Source organism: Microbacterium sp. B35-04, from assembly GCF_010634885.1.
Lineage (GTDB): Bacteria > Actinomycetota > Actinomycetes > Actinomycetales > Microbacteriaceae > Microbacterium.
In genome coordinates this window covers 24,414-45,735 of record NZ_MWLP01000006.1, presented here as the reverse complement: position 1 = coordinate 45,735, position 21,322 = coordinate 24,414, and the positions used below count along the sequence as shown (strand labels likewise).

18 protein-coding genes are annotated in these 21,322 nt (G+C 71.6%); 12 read left to right on the top strand and 6 right to left on the bottom strand.

The window, feature by feature from the left end; all coding sequences use genetic code 11:
• Positions 1-48 precede the first annotated feature (48 nt).
• From B1729_RS01705 to B1729_RS01685, 5 genes are read left to right on the top strand one after another with little or no spacing between them, the layout of a single operon-like run.
• Positions 49-525 carry a VOC family protein gene (locus B1729_RS01705; RefSeq protein WP_163617250.1) on the top strand — a complete coding sequence of 159 codons (477 nt, stop codon included), beginning with the start codon at positions 49-51 and terminating at the stop codon, positions 523-525.
• Positions 522-1,661: a PQQ-dependent sugar dehydrogenase gene (locus B1729_RS01700; RefSeq protein WP_163630364.1), complete on the top strand. Its 1,140-nt coding sequence runs from the start codon at positions 522-524 to the stop codon at positions 1,659-1,661. The genes B1729_RS01705 and B1729_RS01700 overlap by 4 nt, the downstream gene beginning before the upstream one ends.
• A 41-nt stretch (positions 1,662-1,702) precedes the next feature.
• A complete protein-coding gene (locus B1729_RS01695; protein WP_239525754.1) occupies positions 1,703-2,788 on the top strand; it encodes a putative zinc-binding metallopeptidase in 1,086 nt (361 codons plus the stop codon).
• Entirely contained in the window at positions 2,785-4,461 is a 1,677-nt protein-coding gene (locus B1729_RS01690) for an acyl-CoA dehydrogenase family protein (protein WP_163630362.1), read from the top strand. The genes B1729_RS01695 and B1729_RS01690 overlap by 4 nt, the downstream gene beginning before the upstream one ends.
• Positions 4,462-4,512: 51 nt before the next feature.
• Positions 4,513-5,715, top strand: a complete 1,203-nt coding sequence (locus B1729_RS01685) for a glycoside hydrolase family 3 N-terminal domain-containing protein (RefSeq protein WP_239539317.1) — start codon at positions 4,513-4,515, stop codon at positions 5,713-5,715.
• 1 nt (position 5,716) lies between these two features.
• Here B1729_RS01685 and B1729_RS01680 read toward each other — a convergent pair whose 3' ends face one another.
• Genes B1729_RS01680 through B1729_RS01665 form a run of 4 tightly spaced genes read right to left on the bottom strand, consistent with a single transcriptional unit; the run spans position 5,717 to position 9,114 of the window.
• Entirely contained in the window at positions 5,717-6,589 is an 873-nt protein-coding gene (locus B1729_RS01680; RefSeq protein ID WP_239539315.1) for a 3-methyladenine DNA glycosylase, read from the bottom strand.
• 45 nt (positions 6,590-6,634) lie between these two features.
• Positions 6,635-7,348 carry an SOS response-associated peptidase gene (locus B1729_RS01675; RefSeq protein WP_163617245.1) on the bottom strand — a complete coding sequence of 238 codons (714 nt, stop codon included), beginning with the start codon at positions 7,346-7,348 and terminating at the stop codon, positions 6,635-6,637.
• A 28-nt stretch (positions 7,349-7,376) separates the two neighbouring features.
• Positions 7,377-8,432: a phosphatase domain-containing protein gene (locus tag B1729_RS01670; RefSeq protein WP_239525751.1), complete on the bottom strand. Its 1,056-nt coding sequence runs from the start codon at positions 8,430-8,432 to the stop codon at positions 7,377-7,379.
• 4 nt (positions 8,433-8,436) lie between these two features.
• The gene (locus B1729_RS01665; RefSeq protein ID WP_163617243.1) at positions 8,437-9,114 is read right to left on the bottom strand and encodes a DedA family protein; all 678 of its coding nucleotides are present in this window, start codon (positions 9,112-9,114) and stop codon (positions 8,437-8,439) included.
• A 42-nt stretch (positions 9,115-9,156) separates the two neighbouring features.
• Here B1729_RS01665 and B1729_RS01660 point away from each other — a divergent pair, with 42 nt between their 5' ends.
• The 5 genes from B1729_RS01660 to holA all read left to right on the top strand — a co-directional run bounded on the left by B1729_RS01660 (position 9,157) and on the right by holA (position 17,372).
• Positions 9,157-10,500: an anthranilate synthase component I family protein gene (locus tag B1729_RS01660; RefSeq protein WP_163630360.1), complete on the top strand. Its 1,344-nt coding sequence runs from the start codon at positions 9,157-9,159 to the stop codon at positions 10,498-10,500.
• An 80-nt stretch (positions 10,501-10,580) separates the two neighbouring features.
• Positions 10,581-13,169 (top strand): leucine--tRNA ligase, encoded by a 2,589-nt coding sequence (gene leuS / locus B1729_RS01655; protein ID WP_239539314.1) that lies wholly within the window; start codon positions 10,581-10,583, stop codon positions 13,167-13,169.
• A gap of 154 nt (positions 13,170-13,323) precedes the next feature.
• The gene (locus tag B1729_RS01650) at positions 13,324-13,875 is read left to right on the top strand and encodes a helix-hairpin-helix domain-containing protein (RefSeq protein WP_239525801.1); all 552 of its coding nucleotides are present in this window, start codon (positions 13,324-13,326) and stop codon (positions 13,873-13,875) included.
• Between the two features lies 1 nt (position 13,876).
• Positions 13,877-16,276 (top strand): ComEC/Rec2 family competence protein, encoded by a 2,400-nt coding sequence (locus B1729_RS01645; protein WP_239539312.1) that lies wholly within the window; start codon positions 13,877-13,879, stop codon positions 16,274-16,276.
• 58 nt (positions 16,277-16,334) lie between these two features.
• Positions 16,335-17,372 carry a DNA polymerase III subunit delta gene (gene holA, locus B1729_RS01640; RefSeq protein WP_163617240.1) on the top strand — a complete coding sequence of 346 codons (1,038 nt, stop codon included), beginning with the start codon at positions 16,335-16,337 and terminating at the stop codon, positions 17,370-17,372.
• A 114-nt stretch (positions 17,373-17,486) separates the two neighbouring features.
• On the opposite strand, the gene rpsT is transcribed toward holA, so the two are convergent.
• Entirely contained in the window at positions 17,487-17,747 is a 261-nt protein-coding gene (gene rpsT, locus B1729_RS01635; protein WP_163617239.1) for a 30S ribosomal protein S20, read from the bottom strand.
• 236 nt (positions 17,748-17,983) lie between these two features.
• Here rpsT and B1729_RS01630 point away from each other — a divergent pair, with 236 nt between their 5' ends.
• Positions 17,984-19,342 (top strand): GH1 family beta-glucosidase, encoded by a 1,359-nt coding sequence (locus B1729_RS01630; protein WP_163630356.1) that lies wholly within the window; start codon positions 17,984-17,986, stop codon positions 19,340-19,342.
• Positions 19,339-20,595, top strand: coding sequence for an MFS transporter (locus B1729_RS01625; protein ID WP_163630354.1), 1,257 nt, complete (start codon positions 19,339-19,341; stop codon positions 20,593-20,595). The genes B1729_RS01630 and B1729_RS01625 overlap by 4 nt, the downstream gene beginning before the upstream one ends.
• Here the strand turns inward: B1729_RS01625 and B1729_RS01620 are convergent.
• Positions 20,584-21,309 carry an alpha/beta hydrolase gene (locus B1729_RS01620; protein ID WP_163617236.1) on the bottom strand — a complete coding sequence of 242 codons (726 nt, stop codon included), beginning with the start codon at positions 21,307-21,309 and terminating at the stop codon, positions 20,584-20,586. The two genes, B1729_RS01625 and B1729_RS01620, sit on opposite strands and share 12 nt — an antisense overlap.
• Positions 21,310-21,322 lie beyond the last annotated feature (13 nt).

Here is a 21,322-nt window from a genome sequence, read left to right as displayed (position 1 = left end):
CGGATCCACCCATTGCGTGCGCGGGTCGCGTCGGCGAAGGTGGGACCCATGAGCGCAGTCACCCCGTTCCTGTGGTTCGACGACGCCGCCGAGGAGGCGGTCACGTTCTACACGGCGCTCATTCCCGACTCCGAGGTGGTGAGCATCGACCGCTACCCCGACGAGGTCCCCGGAATGGGCGGGAAGGTCATGCACGTGCACTTCCGCCTGGGGGGCCGGGACTACTTCGGAATGGATGCCGGACCGCAGTTCCCATTCACCGAGGCGTTCTCGCTCTACGTGCCCTGCCGGACTCAGGCCGAGGTCGACCGCTACTGGGACGCGCTGACCGGGAACGGAGGTCAGGAGCAGCCGTGCGGGTGGCTCAAGGACCGCTGGGGCCTGTCATGGCAGATCATCCCCGACCGCCTGGTCGAGCTGATCCGCCACCCCGACCCCGACATCGCGCATCGCGCCGTGCAGGCCATGCTCCGCATGCGGCGCATCGACCTCGCCGCGCTCGAGGCCGCCGTGGCGGACGGATGACGAGACATCCTTCGCGGGCGGCGATCGGATGCCTCCTCGTGGTGCTGATCGCGGCCTCCGGCTGCAGCGCCACCACCCCGCGACCGGCTCCTCCCTCGCAGGCGGCCACGATGGGGCCGAGCGCCTCGCCGACGAGCGAGGGCCGGTGGCGCGTCGGGAAGGTGACCGGCACGCTCGCGTCCGGCCTCGCCGCGCCCTGGTCGGTGGTGCCCCTCGCCGACGGCGGCGCGCTCGTCTCGCAGCGCGATGACGGCGCCGTGCTCGAGCTGACGGCAGACGGAGCGCTGCACGAGGTGGGCGCTGTGCCGGGTGTCGTGTCGGGAGGCGAATCGGGGCTGCACGGACTCGCTCTGCTGACGACCGGCGACACACCGATGCTCTTCGCCTACTTCGGTGCCGCGGACGACAATCGCGTGGTGCGGATGCCGCTCGACGGCGAGCCGGGATCGTTCGGGCTGGGCGAGCCCGAGGTGGTGCTGGACGGCATCCCGCGCGCGAATACGCATGATGGCGGGCGTCTCGCGTTCGGCCCGGACGGCTACCTGTACGTCACGACAGGCGACGCGCAGCAGCGTGACGCCGCGCAGGATCCCGACGCCCTCGGCGGCAAGATCCTGCGCATCACGGAGGACGGCGCTCCGGCGCCGGGCAACCCGTGGGGCACCCGCGTCTGGTCGATGGGGCACCGCAACGTGCAGGGCATCGCGTGGACCGCCGACGGCGCGATGTGGGCGAGCGAGTTCGGACAGAACACGTGGGACGAGCTGAACCGCATCGAACCCGGCGCGAACTACGGGTGGCCGCTCGTCGAAGGCGTCGCCGGCCGGGAGGGCTTCGTCGATCCGGTCGCTCAGTGGGCCACCAGCGACGCGAGCCCCAGCGGCATCGCCGCCGCCGGCGACACCGTGTTCGTCGCGGGTCTGCGCGGCGAGCGGCTCTGGCAGGTCGACACGCGGGCGGACGGAGCGGTCGACGATCCCATCCCGGCCTTCGCCGGCGAGTACGGGCGTCTCCGCGACGTCGTCGCAGTGCCCGACGGGTCGCTCTGGGTGCTCACGAGCAACACCGACGGGCGCGGCTCGCCGGGGCCTGATGGCGATCTGCTGCTGCGCGTGGAGCTCGTCCCGGCGGCATGACGCATGCCTCCGCTCCCACCCGCGCACGCTACGGTGAGACCGTGAGCTCGCAGCCCCGCTGTCCGCATTGTCGCCACTTCGTCTACCTCGACACCCTGCGGTGTCCGAACTGCGAGGGCGAGATCGGCTATCACGTGCCGACACGCGAGTTCCACGGCATCCGTCACGATCAAGCCGTCATCGACGGTGAGACCTGGTACACCTGCTCGAACCGCGACTGGGCCTGCAACTGGCTCGTGTGGGAGAACGCGCCGGCCGGCCGGTGCTTCTCGTGCCGGCTCACCCGTCGCCGACCGGCCGGCAACGACACCGTCGCGCTCGAGAAGCTCGCGAAGACCGAAGAGGCGAAGCGTCGCCTGATCCTCCAGCTCGCCGACCTCGGGCTGCCGATCGTCGGCTGGGACGTCGAGAAGGGCGGCCTCGGGTTCGACCTCATCTCGAGCCTGTCCGACGGCAAGCCCGTCACGATCGGGCACTCCAACGGCATCATCACGATCGACCTGGCCGAAAGCCTCGACGATCGTCGCGAGGCGCTGCGCGTGCGCCTGGGCGAGCCCTACCGGACGATCCTCGGGCACCTCCGCCACGAAGTAGGTCACTACTACCAGAACGTGCTGCTCACTGATGACGCCCTGTGGGCGCGCTGCCGTGAGCTGTTCGGCGACGAGCGCTCCAGCTACCGCGACGCGCTGAAGCATCACTACCGGGTTGGCGCTCCCTCCGACTGGAGCCAGTCGTTCATCTCGGAGTACGCCACCATGCACCCGTGGGAGGACTTCGCCGAGACGTTCGCCCACTATCTCCACATCACCGGCACCCTGCAGACCGCGGCGGTCATCGGCATCCATCTCGATGCGTCGGTGACGAACCTCCGCGACACGGATGTCGTGCCGCTCGCCTCGTACGAGCGGGAGCCGATCCAGCGTCTGCTCACCGACTGGGAATGGCTGTCGCAGGGCTTCAACCGCATCAACCGTGCGATGGGGTTCGGCGACTTGTATCCGTTCAAGATCGTCACACCGGTCCGCCACAAGCTCGAGTTCGTCCACGACATCGTGACGCGGGCACCGCTCAGTCCCGGCGAGCAGTACGCCCGCGCGATGGCGGTGGAGACGGAGCGGTCATGACCGCGTTCGCGCGAGGCCAGCGGGTGATCGGCGCGGCGACGCACTACGTCGAGAACCAACCGCCCTGGCGCGTCGACGTCGACGAGTACGCGCTCAACGTGCCGCTGGGCGGCGCGGTGCGCGCGTTCGGCGCCGACTGGGCCGAAGACGCGCTGCGCGAGGCCGGGGGAGTCGTCGGTTCGGGCTCGTTCCAGCGCGACGCGGAGCTCGCCAGCGTCCACACCCCCATCGCGTACCCGCACGACCGCTGGGGCTACCGCCTCGACGAGGTCGAGTACGACCCGTCGTATCACCGCGTGATCGGCGAGGCCATCGCCCGTGGAGCGCACACCTCGGCATGGGCCGACCCGAAGCCGGGCGCGCACGTCGCGCGCGCCGCCATGTTCATGCTCTTCGCCCAGGTCGAGCCCGGGCACGCCTGCCCGGTCTCGATGACCCATGCCGCCGTCGCGTCGATCGAGGGCTCGCCGTGGATCGCCGACACCTGGCTGCCGCGCCTGTACTCGCGCGAGTACGAGCCGCGCCTCATCGTGGAGGGCGAGAAGCGCAGCGCGCTCATCGGCATGGCGATGACCGAGAAGCAGGGCGGATCCGATGTGCGCGCCGGCACCACGGTCGGAGAGTCGATGGGCGGTCACGCGTACCAGCTCACCGGCCACAAGTGGTTCTGCTCGGCGCCGATGTCGGACGGATTCCTCGTGCTGGCGCACACGCGCAGCAGCGGCGTCGATGAAGGGCTGACGTGCCTGTTCGTGCCGCGCGCCCTGCCGCACGGCATGCGCAACGTGTTCCGCATCCAGCGGCTGAAGGACAAGCTCGGCAATCGCTCCAACGCCTCGGCGGAGGTCGAGTTCGACGGGACCGTCGGATTCCTCGTCGGCGAGCCCGGCCGCGGGGTGCGCACCATCATCGAGATGGTGCAGCGCACGCGCCTCGACTGCGTGCTGGGCACTGCGGCGGGCATGCGGCAGTCCCTCGCCGAAGCGCTGTGGCACGCGCGCGGGCGAGAGGCGTTCGGGGCGCCGCTCGTGGACCAGCCGGCGATGACCGGCGTGCTCGCCGACCTCGCTCTCGAGTACGAGGCGGCGATGCTCACGGGCATGCGCCTCGCGCAGCTCTTCGAGGCCGAGGCATCCGATCGCGATGTCGCCCTTCGTCGCCTCGCGACGCCCGTGTCGAAGTACTGGGTGTGCAAACGCGGCCCCCATCACGCCTACGAGGCGCTGGAGTGCCTGGGCGGCAACGGGTACACCGAAACGTTCCCGCTCGCCCGCCGCTATCGCGAGCAGCCCGTCATGGCGATCTGGGAGGGCTCGGGCAACGTCATCGCCCTCGACGTGCTGCGGGCGCTCACTCGTGACCGCGACTCGGGCGACGCCTTCGCCGACGAGCTCGCGAGCACCGCCGGCGCCTCCGTCGTGCTCGATCGCCACGTCGACCGCACGCTGGGCCTGCTGCAGCGGCTGACGGCGGATCCGGACGCGGCCGCGTCGCAGGCCCGCCGCCTGAGCGAGGATCTCGCACTGGCGTTCCAGGCGTCGCTCATGCTCCGGCACGCGCCCGGCCGCGACGCCGAGGCGTTCATCGCCGCTCGCGTGGGCGAGGAGCGCGGGGCGCAGTACGGCGTGCTGCCGATGGGGACGGATGCCGCGGCCATCGTCGCGCGCCACTGATCAGCTGGTCGTTCCCAGTTGCTTTGCACCGGACACGCTTAGGCTTGCCCGGTGACTTCTGCGCCGCGCTTCGCCCTGCTCGCGGTGGTCGTGGCGCTCGCCGCGGTGTGCACGTCGTGCGCCTCCAGCCCGGCTGTGCGACCGTCTGCGTCGCCGTCAGCGACGGTGTCGGCAGAACCGGAGCCGTCGCCGACGCCCGAGGCGGCGCCGGCCGAAGCGGCCGTGGCGGCGATGTCGCTACGCGAGCGCGCGGCGAGCGTCGTGATGGGCCACATCCCGACCACGGATGCCGCCGCCCTCCACGCCTACATGGAGTCGTCCGGCGCCGGCGGGTTCCTCCTGATGGGCGCGAACATCCCGGGCGACGAAGCGGCGCTCCAGACGATCACCGCCGCGCTGACGGTGGACCCGGCACGGCCCCCGCTGGTCGCGATCGACCAGGAGGGCGGCGACGTCTCGCGCCTGCGGTGGGACACCTTCCCCGGGCCCCTCGAGCTGCAGCAGGCCGACCCGTCCGCGGCCGAGGCGGCGTTCGCCGGCCGCGCGGCTCTGGTGCGGCAGGCCGGGATCTCCGTGAACTTCGGCATCGTGGCGGACGTCACGCCCGACACCGGCTCGTTCATCCATCGGCGCGTGCTCGGCGCGACGCCCGACGCCGCATCTGCCCGTGTGGCCGCCGCCGTGCGGGGCGAGGAGGGCTCGGTGTTCTCGACGCTCAAGCATTTCCCCGGGCACGGCGCCGCCCCCGGCGACTCGCACACGGCGATCCCGTCGACGGCACTGACGCTGGACCAGTGGCGTGCGGCCGATGCCCTGCCGTTCCGGGCCGGCATCGACACCGGCGCTGAGCTGCTGATGTTCGGGCACCTCGCCTACACCGCCGTGGATCCCGCGCCGGCGAGCCTCTCAGCCGAGTGGCACCGGATCGCGCGGGAGGAGCTGGGCTTCGACGGCGTCACCGTCACGGACGACCTGGGAATGCTGCAGGGCTCCGGCCAGCCGCAGTACGCGGACCCCGTCGCCAACGCCGTGGCCGCGCTTGCCGCGGGCAACGACATGGTCCTGACGGTGGTGTATTCGACACCCGACACCGCGACGCGGATCATCGACGGCATCGTCGCCGCCGTGGAGTCCGGCGCGCTGCCGGCCGACCGGCTCGAAGACGCCGCGATTCGCGTGATCGAACTGCGATTCGCCGTCGCCGAGGCGGGCGGGGGCGACCTGCCCTGCACGACCTGCGCCCCCGCGGAGTGACTCAGCCCGCGACCACGTCGACCAGCCGCTGCCTGATCGCCCGGCCGCGATCCGCGAACGTTCGCTGGGCCCGCACGTAGGCGGCCTTGCCCTCGGCCGTCTCGATCGGCACGGCGTCGTAGCCCCAGCCGGCGAGGTCGTACGGCGAGGCCCGCATGTCGAGCACCCGGATGTCGCGGGCGAGCTCGAACGCATCGAGGAGCAGGTCCCCGGGAACGAGGGGCCCGAGCTTCAACGCCCACTTGTACAGGTCCATCCCGGCGTGAAGGCACCCCGGCTGCTCGAGCTCGGCCTGCCGTTCTCGGGTCGGCGTCTCTCGGTTGCGCGGCACGGCCTCGGGCGTGAAGAAGCGGAACGCGTCGAAGTGCGTACAGCGCAGCTCGTGCGCCTCGACCACCGCGTCGGTCTCGTCCCGCCCGAGCCGCAGCGGCACGGGATGCCGGTGCTGCGGCTCGCGGTAGACCATCGCCCACTCGTGCAGGCCGAAGCAGCCGAAGCCCGGAGGCCTGTCGGCCGTGGCGCGGAGGATCCTGCCGACGTTCGCGACGAGGGCGCCGCGATCGGCACGGAAGCCCGCACCGTCGACGGCGATCGAGCCCTCTGTCGCACCGGAGCGATACCAGCGCCAGCCGGATCGGGCGTCGGCCGCGGCATCCGCCAGCTCCACGCCCTCGCCGGGGTGCCACCGGTGCAGCACCGACGGCTTGTACGAGTAGTACGTGAAGAGGAAGTCCTCGACGGGATGCGCCTCGCCGCGGCTCGCCCGCTCACGATGCGCGCGCGTCAGCGCGCGGGCGCGCTCCTCGTGTTCCGCTTCACGCGCACGCCAGACGTCGCCGGCGAGCACCGGAGCGGCAGGGGGCGCGGTCGTCACCGTTCGAGGATACGCGGGGGCGCCGCTGCTGCTGCGGTGAGACGTTCAGGACTCGACCGGCTCGATGAGCTCGGGGGAGTTGTTGCGAACGTTGCCCACGGCCTTCGAGACCTCGTGATCGGTGAGCGTGTCGGCCAGGGCCGGGGCCGCGTCGATCGCCGCGTCGAGCACGTCGCGGACGTTGTCGGTGGTGGGGTCGAGCCACGCGTCGGCGTGATCGGGATCCAGGAAGAGCGGCATGCGATCGTGGATCGATCCGAGATGCCCGATCGAGTCCCTCGTCAGGATCGTGAAGCTCAGCAGCCAGCGCTCGGGGTCGTCATCGCCCTTGGTCTTGTCGCGCCACCATTCGTAGAGTCCCGCGAGGAACAGCGGCTCGCCGTCGGCCGGATGGATGAAGTGCGGGGTCTTCACACCGTCGACGTTCATCCACTCGTAATAGCCGGATGTCGGCACCACCGCCCGTCGCTTCTCTAGGGCGCTGCGGAACATGGGCTTGTCTTCGAGCTCCTCAGAGCGGGCGTTGAACGCGCGCGCCCCGACCTTGGTGTCTTTGGCCCAAGACGGGATCAGCCCCCAGCGGGCTGCTTCCAGCCGCCTGGTGGGCGGCTCGGTCTTGGCCGAGTCCAGCACGATCGCGACACGATCGGTCGGCGCGACGTTGTACGACGGCGCGGGAAGGTCCTCGCCCTCGACATCGACACGAAGCACCCCGACGAGCTCGGGACCGGCACTGGCCACTACGAAGCGTCCGCACATGCGGCCAGCCTACGCGCGGGCTCCGACGTCAGACGGCTGCGGTGCCGGTGCTCCCGAGGACGCCGACGCCCTCGAGCCGCTCCAGGAGGCCGGCGCCGTCGTTGTCGCTCACCCAGGGCACCTCGGCCGCGGCGTGGTCGTTGACGGCCGTCCGCCCACCGGCGAGGACGGCCTCAGCCGGGGAGAGGCGGCGGATGGCGACCGCGACCACCCGGGAGGGGTGCTCGTCGGTGAAGGTCGTGTAGATGGCGTCGTCGTGCTGACCGTCGTCGCCGACCAGGAGCCACCGCACGTGCGGGAACTCGTCGGCCAGGCGCCGCAGGTTCGACAGCTTGTGGGCCTTGCCACTGCGGAACCAGCGGTCGTGCGTGGGTCCCCAGTCGGTGAGCAGGAGCGCGCCCGGGGGGAAGACGTGGCGACTCAGGAACCGGATCAGGGTCGGCGCGATGTTCCAGGCGCCGGTCGAGAGGTACACCAGGGGCGCGCCCGGGTTCTCGCGCACGACGCGCTCCATCAGCACCGCCATGCCGGGAACCGGCTGACGGGCGTGCTCGTCGACGACGAAGGAGTTCCAGGCCGCGAGGAGCGGACGGGGGATGGCCGTCACCATGACGGTGTCGTCGACATCCGACACGATGCCGAACTTCACGTCGGGGGCCACGATGAACGCCCGCGTCTCCACCGGCTCGCCACCCTCGACCGACATCGTGAACGTCTGCCAGCCCGGCTCCAGCGCCGCCGGCAGGCGCGTGTCGATCACACCGCCGCGGTCGGCGACGACCACATGATCGACTCCCGCGATCGCCACCGTGACCTGCGCGTAGCCGATCGGAACGGCCACGAAGCTGCGCCAGCCGCGGACGCCGGCGTACTCTCCGGCCTCGGAGACCTTCGCCGGCGGGACGATCATGACGCGCCCCAGCACGCGGACCCAGCCGGGCCCCCCGTAGCCGGGGAACGGCGTCACCGTCGGCTTCTGGCCCCGTCGGCGCGCACGGCGTTCGCGCCATGCGTGGAACCGGTATTCCAGGCGCGCCAGCCAGAGGACCTTGGCGCGCACGGGCGGGAGAACGGTCTGCGGCACCATCTCAGTCTTTCATGTCCGCCACCGACGCTTCGTCGGGATCGTCGTGGTCGAGATGCTTGCGCTCCGCTCGCTCGATGACCTTCTTGCTCACGAACACGAGGGCCAGGAACAGGACGATGACGCCCACGAAGATGTAGCCCGCGTAGTGCAGCCGGTCGGCCAGCTCGCGGTAGGTGCCGGCGGCGAGAGCCGCCACCGAGATGTAGAGGGCCGACCAGATCACGCACGCCGGAATCGTCCACGCGAGGAACCGCCGGTACGGATAGCCGCTCATGCCCACGGTGAGCGGCACCAGCGAATGCAGCACCGGGAGGAATCGCGAGATGAAGATCGCCGGGCCGCCGCGCCGGCGCAGATACCGTTCCGAGCGCTCCCAGTTCGCCTCGCCGATCCGGCTGCCCAGACGCGAGTGCTGGATCTTCGGGCCGAGGAAGCGGCCGAGCCAGAACCCGATGCTCTCGCCGATGAGCGCGCCGACCACGACGGCGATGCCGAGCAGGACACCTTCGAGGGGCGACGCGACCGCTGTGCCGGCGACGATCACGATCGTGTCGCCGGGCACCACGAGCCCGATCAGCACGCTCGTCTCGAGCATGATGGCGAAGCCCGCGAGAAGAGTCCTGAGCACCGGGTCGACGCTCTGGACGGCGTCGAGCAACCAAGTCAGGAACTCGTTCACGCCACGAGCCTAGAGGCCGGTGCGCCCCTCTAACCTGGGAAGATGTCGGACACCCTCGCCGCCGCGGAGGCCGCGGACTGGGCGGATCCGGCATCCGTCTTCGCCGCCCTGTTCAGCAATGAACCGCACGTCTTCTGGCTGGATGCCGGACCCGGCGCCCGCGACGGCTGGAGCTGGATGGGCACGGGCACGCCCGATGACCCTGCCCGTGCGACCGCGACCGTGTGCGCAGACCAGTCGGACGGCGACGACCCAGGACACGGCGGCGCCCGAGGACACGGCGGCGCCGCCTTCCGCGGCGGCTGGGTCGGGTGGAGCGGTTATGACGCCGCCGCCGCGCGCGCGGGCGCCCCCGCATCGCAGGATGGCGACAGCGTGCCGCAAAGCCTCTGGCTGCGCGTCGATCGCCTCGTCGCGTTCGACCATGGTGCTGAGCGCATCCACGTGTACGGAGGGCCGGACGACGTCCCGCGCGTGGTGGCCGCCATCGCCGCGGTTCCCGGGCCGCCCCTGCCGGCACCGGCCCCCGAGCACGGGCCGGCGCGCTCCCGCCACGCGCCCGGCGAGTACGCCGCGCTCATCGAACGCTGCCGCGACGCGATCCGCGAGGGCGACGCGTACCAGCTGTGCCTGACGACGCGGTTCGAGGTCGAGGCATCCGTCGATCCCGTCGAGACGTATGCGCGACTGCGCGCGGCGACGCCGGCGCACCACGGCGGCTTCGTGCGGTCGGGGCGGATCGCCCTGCTCAGCGCGAGCCCGGAGCGCTTCCTCGACGTGCGGCCCGGCCGCGACGGCGCCGGCATCGTCCGCACCCGGCCGATCAAGGGCACCCGGCCGCGCGGGGAGGATCCCGCGAGCGACGCGGCGCTGGCGGACGAGCTTCGCGCCAGCGAGAAGGAGCGCGCCGAGAACGTCATGATCGTCGACCTCATGCGCAACGACCTCTCGCGGGTGTGCCTGCCCGGCACGGTGGGCGTCGACGCGCTCCTCGAGGTGGAGTCGTACCCCGCCGTGCATCAGCTCGTGAGCACCGTGTCCGGACGCCTCGGACCAGGGACGACGGTCGGCGACCTGCTGGCGGCGACGTTCCCCGCGGGTTCCATGACGGGGGCGCCGAAGCTGTCGGCGATGACGATCCTGCACCGCCTCGAGGCGGCGCCCAGGGGAGTGTTCTCAGGGTGCTTCGGCTGGATCGGCGACGACGGCCGGCTCGACCTGGCGATGGTGATCCGGTCGATCGTCGTCCGCCACGACAGCGCCTATGTCGGCGCCGGCGGCGGGATCACGTGGCGATCGGATGCCGCAGCCGAGGTCGCCGAGGTGGGTATCAAGGCGCGCGCGCCCCTTGCCGCCCTGGGTGCGTCGCTGCCGCCCGGCTGGTGAACGCGCCCTTCCGCTAACCTGGAAGACGCGCTTCGCGCGCTGCGCGCGCTTCCCGGCATCCCATGATTGGTACTTCCCTCGTGAGTCACACCGACACCCCCGTCACCTCTGCGCCCGCCGAGGGCTACGACGCGTACTCGATCCAGCAGAAGTGGCAGGCGCGCTGGGCCGAGGCCGACCCCTTCCGGGCCGGCGGTGCCGACGACACGCGTCCGCGGAAGTTCGTGCTCGGGATGTTCCCGTACCCGTCCGGCGACCTGCACATGGGGCACGCCGAGAACTACGCCTACGTCGACGTCGTGGCTCGCTTCTGGCGCCACCGCGGCTACAACGTGCTGAACCCGATCGGATGGGACTCGTTCGGCCTGCCGGCCGAGAACGCGGCGATCAAGGGCGGCGCCGGCTCCGACCCGCGCGAGTGGACGTATGCGAACATCGAGCAGCACAAGAAGAGCTTCCGCGCGTACGGCTCGTCGTACGACTGGTCGCGCATTCTGCACACCAGCGACCCCGAGTACTACCGCTGGAACCAGTGGCTGTTCCAGCGCCTGTACGAGCGCGGTCTGGCGTACCGCAAGGCGAGCCCGGTCAACTGGTGCCCGAACGACCAGACGGTGCTCGCCAACGAGCAGGTCGTCGACGGTCACTGCGAGCGCTGCGGCGCCGAGGTCGTCAAGAAGAACCTGACGCAGTGGTACTTCAAGATCACCGACTACGCCGATCGGCTACTCGACGACCTGAACCAGCTCGAGGGTTTCTGGCCGCAGAAGGTCCTCCGCATGCAGCGGAACTGGATCGGCCGCTCGGTCGGCGCCGACATCGACTTCGAGATCGAGGGCCGAGCCGACAAGGTCACCGTCTTCTCGACGCGCCCCGACACGCTGCACGGCGCGACCTTCATGGTCGTCGCCCCCGACAGCGACCTCGCCGCCGAGCTCGCCGCGGGCTCGACAGCCGAGGTGCGCATGCGCTTCCAGGACTATCTCGAGCGCGTGCAGCGCGAGACCGACATCGAGCGCCAGTCGACCGACCGCCCGAAGACGGGCGTGTTCCTCGACCGCTTCGCGATCAACCCCGTGAACGGCGATCGCCTGCCGATCTGGGCGGCCGACTATGTGCTGGCGGACTACGGCCACGGAGCCGTCATGGCCGTTCCCGCCCACGACCAGCGAGACCTCGACTTCGCCCGCGCGTTCGACCTGCCGGTCAGGGTCGTGGTCGACACGACGGCGCCGATCACCGGCGCCATCCCCGTCATCGAACTCGACGACGACGGCGTGCCGATCGATCCGGGCCCGGTCGAGACGCTGTCCGACGTCGACCCCGCCCGCACCGGGATCGCACTCACCGGAGAGGGCCGGCTGATCAACTCCGGGTCGCTGAACGGCCTGTCGAAGCGCAACGCCATCGCGCGCGTCATCGAGCAGCTCGAGGCCGCCGGCACGGGTCGTGCCGCGAAGTCGTACCGCCTGCGTGACTGGCTGATCTCGCGCCAGCGGTTCTGGGGCACGCCGATCCCGATGATCCACACGCAGGACGGCCGCATCGTCCCGGTGCCGGAGGACCAGCTCCCGCTCGAGCTGCCCGATGCGCGCGGACTGGACCTGAAGCCCCGGGGGACTTCGCCGCTGGGCGGCGCCACCGAGTGGATGAAGACGACGGATCCCGAGACCGGCGAGCCGGCGCTGCGCGACCCCGACACGATGGACACGTTCGTCGACAGTTCCTGGTACTTCCTGCGCTTCCTCGCACCGAACGACCCGACGCAGGCGTTCCCGTCCGCCGAGGCCAACCGCTGGGCACCCGTCGACTCGTACATCGGTGGCGTCGAGCACGCGATCCTGCACCTGCTGTACGCGCGCTTCATCACGAAGGTGCTGTTCGACATGGGGCTGATCGACTTCACCGAGCCGTTCACGAGCCTCGTCAACCAGGGCATGGTGCTGCTGGGCGGCTCGAAGATGTCGAAGTCGAAGGGCAACCTCGTCGAGTTCGCATCGAGCATGGTCGACCCGGGCGCCGACGCGTCGCGCGTCGCGATGGTGTTCGCCGGCCCGGTCGAGGACGACATCAACTGGGAGGATGTGTCGACCACCGGGGCTCAGAAGTTCCTGGCGCGCGCGTGGCGTGTCGCCACGGACGTGGCCAGCGACCCGGACGTGGTCTGGGCGGAGGGCGACGTGTCTCTGCGCCGTGTCACCCACCGCCTGCTGGCCGACGCCCCCGGGCTCGTCGAGCAGACGAAGTTCAACGTCGTGGTCGCGCGCCTCATGGAGCTCGTCAACGCGACGCGCAAGGTCATCGACTCGGGCGCAGGCCCGGCCGACCCCGCCGTGCGCGAGGCCGCCGAGACCACCGCGATGATCCTCGACCTGTTCGCCCCGCACCTGGCCGAGGAGATGTGGGAGATCCTCGGCTACGACGGCTTCGTCGGGCTCGTCCCGTGGCGCACCGCGGACCCGACCCTGCTGGTGGAGGAGCGCGTCACGGCGATCGTGCAGGTCGACGGCAAGGTGCGCGGCACGATCCAGGTTCCGGCCCGCATCGACGCCGCCGAGCTCGAGCGGCTCGCCCGCGCCGACGAGAAGGTCATCCGCGCGCTCGGCGACCGTGAGATCACGCGCACCGTCGTGCGGCCGCCCAAGGTCGTGAGCTTCAGCACCCACTGACCTTCCTCCCCAGGAGGGCCTCGTCCCGCGATCTCCACATCCGCGGGACTTCGCGCGCCCGCGCTGTCACCGGACTCTTAGCGTGAATCCGGTGACAGCCGGTGACCGCGACGAGCCGCCCGCTCCCGATGCCTCGTCACGGCGCCGGCTCGGCATCGGCGCCGTCGTCGTGCTCGTGATCGCGGCACTCGCCGTCACCGTCGGCATCGGCATCCTGCGCGGCGCGATGGCACCCGTCGATCAAGTCGTCGTCGACCAGACGCCCGCACCCGCCGTCACCGGCAGTGCAGACCTCTACGTGCACGTGTCGGGTGCGGTGCGCAGTCCCGGGCTGTACGTGCTTCCGGCGGGCGCCCGCGTGGTGGATGCGGTCGCCGCTGCGGGCGGCTTCGCCGAAGAAGCGGACCGGAACGCCGTCAACCTGGCCCGCACGCTCGACGACGGCGAGCAGCTGCCGGTGCCGCGGACGGGCGAGGCACCGCCCGCCGGTGCCGTCGCCCCCGCGCCCGCTGCCGGTCTGGTCGACCTCAACTCGGCGGATGCGACGCAGCTCGAGACGCTGCCGCGCATCGGCCCCGCCCTCGCCGAGCGCATCATCGCGTGGCGCGACGACAACGGCGGCTTCACGAGTGTCGAAGACCTCCTCGCGGTGCCGGGCATCGGCGACACGATGCTGGAGTCCCTCCGCGACCTCGTGACGGTGTGACGTGCCGCGCGCCGCTGCACTGAGACTCCTGCCGGTCGCGGCCACGTGCTGGGCGGTGGCGGGTGCGGCGGTCCTCGCGCCCGGGGCGTCGCCCTGGATCGCCCTGGCGCTGTGGGCCGTCGCGGCGCTGTGCACCCTCGCGGTCCTTCGCGCAAGTGGGCGGCCGACGTCACGCGTCCGCGTTCGGGCCGCTGCGGGGCGGTTGCCGGGGAGATTCCGGATGCCGCGCGACGCGGTGCGCCGTGCGCTCGTGGTCGCAGTGCTCGCCGCCGCCGCCGCAGCCGCGTCCGCGTCCCACGTCGCCTGGGCGCAGCCCGCGCGGGCGAGTATCGCGGATCTCGCGCTCGACGGGGGACGGGCGGTGGAGGTGCGGGCGGAAGTGGTCGGCAAGGTCGAGCGCCGTGCCGACGGGACTCTGGCGTTCGATGCCCGCGCCTCACGCTTCAGCACCGGCAACGAGGGGCAGGCGGCGGACGTCGAGGTCGGCGTGCGCGTCGCGATGGACGACGTCGACCGCCTCGCTCGCCTCGACGTCGGCGCGGTCGTGCAGATCCGCGGCACCGCGAGGCCGGCGCGCGCCGGTGAGCGCGCCGTCGTGGTGCTCTGGGCGTCCCGGGGCGTCGACGTCGTCCACGCCGCCGAGGGTGGGGCCGCGGCAGCGGCGGAGCTGCGGCGCGGGCTCGTGCGCGCCGTGGGAGGCCTTCCCGGCGAGGGGGCAGGTCTCGTGCCGGGACTGGCGGTCGGCGACACGTCGATCGTGTCACCGACGCTCGACACGGCGATGAAGGAGGCATCGCTCTCGCACCTCACTGCCGTGTCGGGCGCCAATTGCGCGCTCGTCGTCGGCATCGCGTTCGCCCTCGCGGCCGCGCTCGGCGCCTCGCGCGGACTGCGCGTGGCCGCTGGACTCGCGGTGCTCGTCGGGTTCGTGGTGCTCGTCACCCCGGAGCCGAGCGTGGTGCGGGCCGCTGCCATGGCAGCCATCGCGATGCTCGCGGTGCTCCTCGGTCGGGCCGGGGTGGGGATCGCACTCCTGGCGACGGCCGTGACGGTGCTGCTGATCCTCGACCCCTGGCTCGCCGCGTCGCTCGGCTTCGCACTCTCGGTCGCCGCGACCGCATCCCTCCTGCTGTGCGCCCGGTCGCTCGCGGCGGGACTTGCCCGGGCGGTGCCCCGCCCGCTCGCGCTCGCACTGGCCGTGCCGCTCGCCGCCCAGCTCGCCTGCGGGCCACTCCTGATCCTCATCGAGCCCACCGTCCCGGTGTACGGCGTCCTCGCGAACCTCCTCGCCGGTCCGGCGGCGCCGGCGGCGACCGTGATCGGACTCGCCGCGTGCCTCAGCGCGCCCCTGCCCTGGCTGCAGTCCGGTCTGGCGGCGCTCGCGTGGGTCCCTGCGTCGTGGATCGCCGCGACCGCCACGACGGCGGCGCAGCTCCCGGGGGACGCCTTGCCCTGGCTGGAAGGGTGGCCGGGCGCCGTGGCGCTGGCAGTCCTGGGGCTCGCCATCGGCTTCGTCATCGTGCTGCGAAGCGGCGGGACGCGGGGGCAGAGGCTCGTGCGTGCGGCATCCGTGTCACTCGTGTCGGTGGTCGTGGGTGCGGCGCTCGGCACGGGGGCGCTCACGTCCATCGCGGGCCGCTGGACGCTGCCGGCCGACTGGTCGGTGCTCGCGTGCGACGTCGGCCAAGGAGACGCCGTGCTGCTCCGCTCGGCCGGTGCCGTCGCGCTCGTCGACACCGGCCCGGCCCCCGAGCCGCTCGCCGCCTGCCTCTCCCGCGCCGGGATCGAGCGCATCGACCTGCTGGTGCTCACCCACTACGACCTCGACCACATCGGCGGGCTCGCCGCCGTGCGCGGCCGTGTCGGCACCGTGCTGCACGGTCGGGGCGATGCCGACGCGAGGGCGCAGATCGCGTCGCTTACGGCGCAGGGGGCAGAGGCGACCGAGGCGTCGGCGGGGCTCACCGGTTCCCTCGGCACGGCGCGCTGGCGTGTGCTCTGGCCGAAGCCCGGCAGTCGCGCCTTCCCGGAAGGCAACGACGCCAGTGTCGTCCTCGACGTGCGCGGCGGGGGCATCCCGCCCACACTGATGCTCGGCGACCTGTCCGCATCGCCGCAGCGCGTGCTGACGGCATCCGGCGCCCTCGCACCGCCGTACGCGGTCGTCAAAGTGGCTCATCACGGCAGTGCCGATCAGGATGCCGAGCTGTACGTCGCCGCGCAGCCGACGGTGGCGCTCCTCACAGTCGGGATCGACAACGACTACGACCATCCGCGACAGGAGACGCTCACGATTCTCGAGGGCCTGCGCGCGCGGACCGTACGCACCGACAAGGACGGCGCGATCGCGCTCTGGGCCTCCGGGGAGGCGGTTGCGATCTGGCGCGAGCGCGGCGGCTGACCCCCGGTCCTCGGCGGGCGGCGCGGCCGCCGTCGGTGGTCGTCGGTAGGCTGGGGGAATGGCTTCCCCTGCGCGCCGAGCACCCGCGAAGGCGGCGCGCAGCGCCATTCCCCAGCTGTCGTGGCGGGCGCCCCAACCCGCGCCGATCGTCCTGGTCTCCGGTCCCGAAGAGGTCTGCGCCGAGCGCGCGATCGCCGGGGTGCGGGACTACCTGCGCGCGGAGGACCCGGCGCTCGAGGTGTCCGACATCCGCGCCGACGACTACGCCGCCGGAACGCTCCTCGGGGTCACGTCGCCGTCGCTGTTCGGCGAGGCACGCCTCGTGCGCGTGAGCGGGGTCGAGAAGTGCTCCGACACGTTCCTGGCAGAGGCGCTCTCGTACCTCTCGGTGCCGCAGGACGGCGCCACCGTCGTGCTCCGCCACACCGGCGCCAGCGTCCGCGGCAAGAAGCTGCTCGACGCGATCCGCGCGGGGGAGGGCTCCGGCGTCGAGATCGCGTGCCCTGCCGTCAAACGCGATTCCGACCGGTTCGACTTCGCCGCGGGGGAGTTCCAGGCCGCCAAGAAGCGCATCGCACCCACCGCGCTGCGCGCTCTCGTCTCCGCGTTCGCCGACGACCTCACCGAGCTCGCGGCAGCCTGCCAGCAGCTGATCGCCGACGTGCCCGGCGACATCACCGACCAGATCGTCGAGCGCTACTACGGCGGCCGCGTCGAGACGTCGGCGTTCACCGTCGCCGACACGGCGATCGCCGGCCGCTACGGCGAGGCGCTCATCGCGCTCCGCCACGCGCTCGCGTCGGGGGCAGACCCCGTTCCGCTGGTGGCGGCGGTCGCGATGAAGCTGCGCACCATGGCGCGGGTGGCGGGCAACCGCGAGCCCTCGGCGGCCCTCGCCGCCCGGCTGGGTATGAAGGACTGGCAGGTCGATCGCGCCCGGCGCGACCTGATGGGGTGGAACGAAGAGAGCCTGGGCCGCGCCATCCAGGCGACGGCACGGGCGGATGCCGAGGTCAAGGGCGGCTCTCGGGATGCCGTCTTCGCCCTTGAGCGCATGATCACGGTCATCGCGACACGCGCCCCGTACGGCGCCTGAGCACGGCGCACATGCGAAAGGCCCGCCCCTGACGGGACGGGCCTTTTCGACGGATGCTCACCGGGCGATCTCGCGGCCGGCGGCGACCTCACGGTCGCAGAGCGTGTCGAAGTCTCAGAGCGCGGAGACCTGCTTGGCGATGGCCGACTTGCGGTTCGCCGCCTGGTTCTTGTGGATGACGCCCTTGCTGACGGCCTTGTCGAGCTTCTTGGACGCCGTGCCCAGAGCCTTCTCAGCGGCGGCCTTGTCGCCCGCAGCGATCGCCTCGCGGGTGCGACGGACGTGCGTCTTCAGCTCGCTCTTGACGGCCTTGTTGCGCTCGCGCGCCTTCTCGTTGGTCTTGTTGCGCTTGATCTGCGACTTGATGTTCGCCACGTGTCGACGTTCTTTCGTTCGAAGGGAATCGGATGGATGTGCCGGTCAGCGAGAGAGGGGCGCTTCGCGACGGTCGTGAGGGCGAACCCACACGCAAGCCAAACAAGGATTCTATCAGGTCGGTCGACGTGCGGTTGACCGACGCCGTGCGCACACCGCATCCCCCTCATGATGCATGATCTAGGCGTGGCCGCGCGCGTCGCCCGAGGCCTGCGCCCCTGACGAAGGAGTCCACCGTGCCGCAGCATCCGTCCGTCGACCTCGCCCCATTCCCGCCGGGCTTCCGCTGGTCGACGGCGACGGCCGCTTTCCAGGTGGAGGGCTCACGCACCGCGGACGGACGGGGTCGATCGATCTGGGACGACTTCGTCGATGCTCCCGGCGCCGTCCACGGAGCGGCGACGGCCGACCCCGGCCCGGACAGCTACCGGCGCCACCGCGAAGACGTCGCCCTGCTCGCGGGGCTTGGCGCCGACCGCTACCGTTTCTCGATCTCGTGGGTGCGCGTGCAGCCCGAACCGGGCGGCCCCGTCCTCCACGCGGGACTCGACTACTACCGCCGCCTCGCCGACGATCTCCTCGACGCCGGCATCACGCCGTTCGCGACGCTGTACCACTGGGACCTGCCGAGCGTGCTGGAAGAGGGTGGTGGCTGGCTGGAGCGTGACACGGCGCAGCGCTTCGGCGAGTACGCGGCGATCGTGGCCGATGCGCTGGGCGACCGCATCCGTCACTGGTACACGCTCAACGAGCCCGTCTCGACCTCGCTGCAGGGCTATGCCGTCGGCACGCTGGCGCCGGGCCGTCAGCTGCTGTTCGGCTCGCTGCCGACGGTGCACCATCAGCTGCTCGCCCACGGCCTGGCGCAGCGGGCGCTGCGGGCCGCCGGCGCTGAAGAGGTCGGCATCGTCAACAACCACACGCTGGTACTCCCTGCGAGCGGGACGGATGCCGACCTCACCGCCGCCGCGATCTACGACGTGCTGCACAACCGCCTCTTCGCCGAGCCCGTGCTCACCGGGGCGTACCCCGACCTGGACGCGTTCGGCATCCCGCCGATGCCGGTCGAGGATGGCGATCTCGAGCTCATCTCGACGCCGGGGGACTTTTACGGCATCAACTTCTACAACCCGACGACGGTGGCGGCCGCAGCCGGGGGCAGCCCCGTTCCCTTCGAGATCGTCCCCACGCCGGGCGCGCCCGTCACCGGGTTCGGACCGGAGTGGCCGATCGTGCCGACGGCGCTCACGGAGCTTCTCCTGGACTTCCGCGAACGCTACGGAGAGCACCTTCCTCCGCTGGTGATCGGCGAGAACGGCGCCTCGTTCCCCGAGCCGGAGCACGTCGACGGCCCTGTCGACGATGCCGAACGCGTCGCGTACCTGGCGGGCCACATCGGTGCCGTCGGCGCCGCCGTCCGCGCGGGTGTCGATGTCCGCGAGTACACGGTGTGGTCGCTGCTGGACAACTTCGAGTGGGCGGACGGGTGGTCACAGCGCTTCGGGCTGGTGCACGTCGACTTCGACACGGCGCAGCGCACGCCGAAAGCCTCGTTCGACTGGTACCGCACGCTCATCGCCGAGGCGCGCTCGTGAGCGCGCGGCAGCCCGGCAAGGTCGGCGCGAGCTGGTTCACGCTCTTCACCCTGGCCTGGCTCGCGATCTGGACGGTCCAGCTGACGCCCTTGCAACTGCTCATACCCCTGCAGCTCGATACACCGGATGACGCCGCCGGATGGGTTTCGGGCGTCGTCTCTTCCGGACTCGTCCTCGCGATCGGCGGTGTCGCCGGTGTCATCGCCGCGCCGCTCGCGGGCGGTCTCTCCGACCGCACCCGCGGGCGATGGGGGCGCCGGCGCCCCTGGGCGCTCGGCGGTGTCTGGCTCGGCACGGCGTCGCTGACGGCGATCGCCTTCGCCTCCGGCCCGTGGGGAGTGGGGCTCGCGTGGGTCGGCGTCTCGGTGGGCGTCGCCGTCGCGTCCGCGGCCTTCACGGCGCTCATCGCCGACCAGCTGACGACGCAGCGCGGTACGGCATCCGCTGCCGTTTCCTCGTCGCAGGCCCTCGGCATCGTGGTCGGGGTGGGGGTCATCGTGCTGCTGGAGCTCGGCGTCGTCGTCGGCTACCTCGCGTTGGCCGGCTTCCTCGCCGTCGTGGGCACCGTCGCGGCCCTGCTCCTTCCGGACCCGCCCGCGCGCGCGGAGGTGGCCGTGGCGCGGGAGCCGAGGACGATCCGAGAGCGCCTCGCCGCCCTCCGCGACCGCGACTTCGCCTGGCTGCTCGCGGGCCGTCTCACCGTCAACATCGGCAACGCGCTGGGCACGGGTCTGCTGCTCTTCTTCCTGCTCTACGGGCTGCATCGGGATGCCGCGACCGCCGAGGACGAGCTGCTGCTGCTGATCCTCGTCTACACGCTCTTCGTGGTCGCGTCGTCCATCGTGTCGGGCCGGATCTCGGATCGCACCGGACGTCGACTGCCGTTCGTGGTGTGGCCCGCCGTGATCCAGGGCCTCGCCTCGATCATCCTCGTGGTCGCTCCCTCGCTCACCTCGGCGATGATCGCTGCCGCCCTGCTGGGCGTCGGGTACGGGGCGTACATGTCGGTGAGTCTCGCCCTCGGCACCGACCTGCTGCCGCGCGCGGAGGACCATGCCCGGGATCTCGGGTTCGTGAACGTGTCGGCGAGCCTGGGACAGCTCATCGGGCCGCTCCTCGGCGCGGGGCTCGTGGCGCTCGTGGGCGGGTTCTGGCTGCTCTTCCTCGTGGGAGGCATCCTGTCGATCATCGGCGGCTTCATGGCGTACGCGATCCGCGTCCGCGATCGCAATCGCACGACGTCAGCCGTCTGAGGCCTCGAGGGTCGCCAGCGCCACCTCGAGCAGCACGTTGAACGCCCGCGGGCGCATCACGGTGACGTGGTGGGTGGTGCGTGGGACCACGACGAGTTCGGCGTGCTGCGCGATGCGCATGAAGAGCTTCTCGTTCACCCGGAGCTGGTCGTACTGCCCGTTGACGAACCATAGCGGCACGTCGATGCGGTGAAGGGCGGCGAGCAGATCCAGCACCGAGAGGCTGCGCAGCGCGATGTCCTGCGCATCCAGTGCGTAGCCGCCGGCGCCGAAGTCGGCGCGGGTCTCATCGGGCAGGATGCGATCGAGCATGCGATTCGTCAGCCACATCCCCCGGTCGGGCAGTGAGTCGAATCCGCGCGTGAGCACGCGATAGGCGGCGAGTCCCACACCCCGCGGTATCGCGGTGCAGGATGCCGCGACGAAGCCCGTGACGGGCGGCGGATCCTCTGCACCCGCGTACTCGATGCACAGCAGACCGCCCATCGAGTGCCCCACGAGGAGGACCGGTCCGCGCTCGGCGGCGGCGCGCACCGCCTCGTCGATCGTCGCCATGGCCGATTCGAGGGTGAAGTCCTCGGCCATCCGGGATCCGTGGCCCGGCAGGTCGACGGCCGTCACCGGCGTGCCGCGCGCGTTCAGATACTCGACCTGGGCGCGCCACATCGTGGCGGACGTCCGGATGCCGTGGACGAGCACGACCTGCACCACCATGACGACAGGCTAG